This is a genomic window from Rubrivirga litoralis (genome assembly GCF_031846415.1).
GTDB classification, from domain to species: Bacteria; Bacteroidota; Rhodothermia; order Rhodothermales; family Rubricoccaceae; genus Rubrivirga; species Rubrivirga litoralis.
The window spans coordinates 1-3,217 of the sequence record NZ_JAVRHT010000074.1; the positions used below are offsets into that span (position 1 = coordinate 1).

5 protein-coding genes are annotated in these 3,217 nt (G+C 75.7%); 3 read left to right on the forward strand and 2 right to left on the reverse strand.

Going from position 1 to position 3,217, the window contains the following annotated elements; all coding sequences use genetic code 11:
• Positions 1–265 precede the first annotated feature (265 nt).
• Both RM540_RS16110 and RM540_RS16115 read right to left on the reverse strand, forming a co-directional pair.
• Complete coding sequence (locus tag RM540_RS16110) at positions 266–613, reverse strand: hypothetical protein (RefSeq protein ID WP_311666018.1); 348 nt, start codon at positions 611–613, stop codon at positions 266–268.
• On the reverse strand, positions 610–1,401 hold the full coding sequence (locus RM540_RS16115; RefSeq protein WP_311666021.1) for a hypothetical protein: 792 nt from the start codon (positions 1,399–1,401) through the stop codon (positions 610–612). Before RM540_RS16115 ends, RM540_RS16110 begins: the two co-directional genes overlap by 4 nt.
• 372 nt (positions 1,402–1,773) lie before the next feature.
• Here RM540_RS16115 and pssA point away from each other — a divergent pair, with 372 nt between their 5' ends.
• The 3 genes from pssA (at position 1,774) to RM540_RS16130 (ending at position 3,216) form a co-directional block, all read left to right on the forward strand.
• Complete coding sequence (gene pssA / locus RM540_RS16120) at positions 1,774–2,541, forward strand: CDP-diacylglycerol--serine O-phosphatidyltransferase (protein ID WP_311666023.1); 768 nt, start codon at positions 1,774–1,776, stop codon at positions 2,539–2,541.
• A gap of 42 nt (positions 2,542–2,583) precedes the next feature.
• Positions 2,584–2,850, forward strand: a complete 267-nt coding sequence (gene purS, locus RM540_RS16125; RefSeq protein ID WP_311666025.1) for a phosphoribosylformylglycinamidine synthase subunit PurS — start codon at positions 2,584–2,586, stop codon at positions 2,848–2,850.
• A gap of 75 nt (positions 2,851–2,925) precedes the next feature.
• Entirely contained in the window at positions 2,926–3,216 is a 291-nt protein-coding gene (locus RM540_RS16130) for an ATP-dependent Clp protease adaptor ClpS (protein WP_311666027.1), read from the forward strand.
• The last annotated feature ends 1 nt before the right edge of the window (position 3,217 follow it).

Sequence of the window (3,217 nt, forward strand, 5' to 3'; positions counted from 1 at the left end):
TTGCCCGTGGACGGTCCTGTAGGGGCGACCGGCGGTCGCCCTCGGGGGCGGGGCGGTCGCGCAGCCACCCCGCCCGACGGCGGGCACCCGTAGGGACACGACTTGTCGTGTCCGGGGCGGGGGGGGCATCCTGGACCACCCCGCCCGTCCCGCCGCCGTGACCTGCCTGCACGTACGGGCGACCGCCGGTCGCCCCTACGCCGCCCCGCCCTCGCGTCCTGCGGGCGGGGCGGGGCATGTGGCCCCCGCTGCCTGCTGCCCGCCCTCACCCGTGCGGGTCCGGGTAGAGGCGAACCTCGATCTCGTCGGCCACGCCGCGGAGCTGCTCCTCGTCCATGCCGTCGAGGACGCGGCGGAGCGGGGTGCGGAGGCCGCGGAGCGCGAGGTCGAGCGCGACGCCGAGCGCCTGGCGCGTCACCCGCCCCACGCCCAGGCGCTCCAGCGGCTCGCGGAGGTGGTACGCGAGCGCGTGCTCGCCGACGCCGTAGATGAACGCGTGCGCCTGCGCCGCCTTCTCGCTGCGCGGCCGGTCCGACCGGAGGAGCTCGACGACGGCGTGGCCGTCGGCCGCGAGCGGCTCGGAGAGCGGCGTCGCGAGGAACCAGGCCCTCACAGCTCGCCCCGCGGCTGGAGGTCCGTGAACGCCGTCTCGTCGAGGTCCGCGACGGCGCGCGGCTCGGTCAGGATCGCCGTCCCGTCGCCGTCCTTGACCTTTTTCGTCGCCAGGCGGAGCGGGCCGGCTGGCGTCTCGACCTCGGCCGGGTCGAGCCACACCCAGCGCGACCGCGCCGTGTCGCCTTCTAGCACGTACGACCACGCCGTCATCGAGCGCGTGCCCGGCTCGGTCTCGATCGCGTACTGGTCGCCCGGCGTCAGCCCGACGCCGTCGAACGAGAGCTGGAGCGTCTGGCCGTCGGCGCCGACCGCGCGGCGGACGCCGGGGTCGAGCGTCTTGAGCGGGGCGAGCAGCCAGTACCCGTCGTTGACGTGGCGGCGGTGGGCCTCGACGAGCCGCTCGTCCAGGGCCGCCCCGCCCAGCGCGGCCCCGTTCATGGCCGCCTGCCCGGCCGGCGCCTCGGGGTCGAACGTCGACGGCGAGAACACGGCGACGACGACCGAGTCCGCCCCGACCGGCCACTCGACGCGCGTCCGGTCGCCGGCCTTGTCCCACAGGTGGTGCGCGCGCATCCGCTCGGCCGAGTCCACGACGACGGCCCAGTCGAAGGCGAGGGCGGGGAGGGCGTCCCACGCCTCCGCCCCGCCCGCGCCCTCGGCGACGGCGTAGGCGAGCGAGTCGGCGGCCGTCTCGAGCGGCGGCCGCGAGGGCGACGCGCACGCGGCGCACCCGAGGACGACGGCAGACAGGAGGAGCCGGGCGGGCGGGGCGGGAACGGCGGGCATGGGGCGGGGCGGGGGGAGGCGGAAGGTCGCCGCACGGAGGCGCCGCTGCCAAACGGCGCCCGCACCGCGCCGCCTGAGGCGGAGACGCGCGGCCGCTGCCACCCCGCCCGGGCTCCGAGTCGGGCGGGGCGGAACGCCGGGGCGGGGCGGCGGCGTAAGCGGTGCCCCACCCGCCCCGCCCCCGTTGCTCGCCCGAAAAGGTTACCCGTCGACCGCCGCCACCCGTCGGGCCGCCCACGTAGCGACGTGCGGGGCGGCCGCGTCCAGCAGGGCAGAGCGGGCGGGGGCAGCCTGATGGCGCGCGACCCCCGCCGCCGCCGCGGCCCCGTCCTCCGTGCGCGCCGCGCCGGCCCCAGCCGTGCCCGCGCGGCCGTGCCGAACTTTTTCACGCTGATGAACCTGCTCGCCGGGTTCTTCTCGCTCATCCAGACGGCGGCGGGCAACCTGGAGGCGGCGGCGTGGCTGGTGGTCCTGGCTGGCTTCTTCGACCTCCTCGACGGCATGATGGCCCGGCTCGTCGGGGCCTCCGGGGAGTTCGGCGTCGAGCTCGACTCGCTCTGCGACGTGGTCTCGTTCGGGGTCGCGCCGAGCTTCCTGCTCTACGTGTTCGGGCTGAACCAGCTCGGCCCGCTCTGGGGCGCGCTGCTCGCGAGCCTCCCCGCCCTGTTCGGGGCCGTCCGCCTGGCCCGGTTCAACTCGATGGCCGTCGCGGGCGAGAAGCACGCCGAGTTTTCGGGCCTCCCGATCCCCGCCCAGGCCGGGGCCGTCGTCGTGTTCATCCTGGTCTTCGTCGACCGGCCGTGGTTCGACGTGCTGGCGCGGCCGCAGCTCTCGACGCTCATCATCCTGGTCGTCGTGCTCTCGTCGCTCATGGTGCTGCCGGTCCCGTTCCCGGCCCTCCCGCAGCCGAACCGGACGAACCTGCGGCGCTACCGCTTCCGGTACCTCCTGTTTCTGCTCGTCCTCGTCCTCGGCCTCGTGTTCCAGGAGGAGGGCCTCCTCGTCGGCGCCGTGATCTACCTCGGGTGGGGGCTGGGCCGTGCGCTCCTGTGGGCGGTCCGCGTGGCGACCGAGCCCGAGGAGGACGAGCCGCCCCGCCCCGGCCCGCTCGACGCGGACGCGCCCCGCGTCGGCGCGTAGTTTCCCCGGCCACCGCCCCGCCCCCTGGGACCGCCCCGCCCGATGTTCACCGCCCACGTCCGCGTCACGCTCCGCCCATCGATCCTCGACCCGCAGGGGAAGGCGGTCCAGCACGCGCTCCACGAGCTCGGCATGGGCTCCGTCGAGAGCGTGCGGACCGGGACGTTCGTCGAGGTCCGCGTGGACGAGCCGACGCCGGAGGCGGCCGAGGCCGTCGTGCGCCAGGCGTGCGACCGGCTCCTGGCCAACCCGGTGACGGAGGACTATGAGATCCTCGCGCTGGTCCCGGCCGAGGAAACCGCGGCGTAGGCGACGCGTGGCTGAACGGCCCGGGCGGCTGCCCCGCCCCGCCCGCTCCCCCTCCGAGACCGCCCCGGCCGGCCCATGCCCCTCCCCGCTTTCCCCGACGCCGCCCCCGTCGCCGAGCCGACGGCCGACGAAGCCGTCGACACGCCCTGGCGCGTGATCCTCTACGACGACGACATCCACACCTTCGACGAGGTGATCCTCCAGCTGATCCGGGCCACCGGCTGCTCGGAGCAGCAGGCCGAGCGCCACGCGTTCACGGTCCACACGGCCGGCAAGGACTGCGTCTACCAGGGCGACTTTTTCGACTGCTTCCAGGTCCAGGGCGTCCTCCGCCAGATCCAGCTCGTGACGGAGATCGAGGGATGAG

Coding starts and splice junctions, on each gene's coding strand:
- RM540_RS16130 (WP_311666027.1), top strand. CDS start 2,926: ATGCCCCTCCCCGCTTTCCCCGACGCCGCCCCCGTCGCCGAGCCGACG.
- purS (WP_311666025.1), top strand. CDS start 2,584: ATGTTCACCGCCCACGTCCGCGTCACGCTCCGCCCATCGATCCTCGAC.
- RM540_RS16115 (WP_311666021.1), bottom strand. CDS start 1,401: ATGCCCGCCGTTCCCGCCCCGCCCGCCCGGCTCCTCCTGTCTGCCGTC.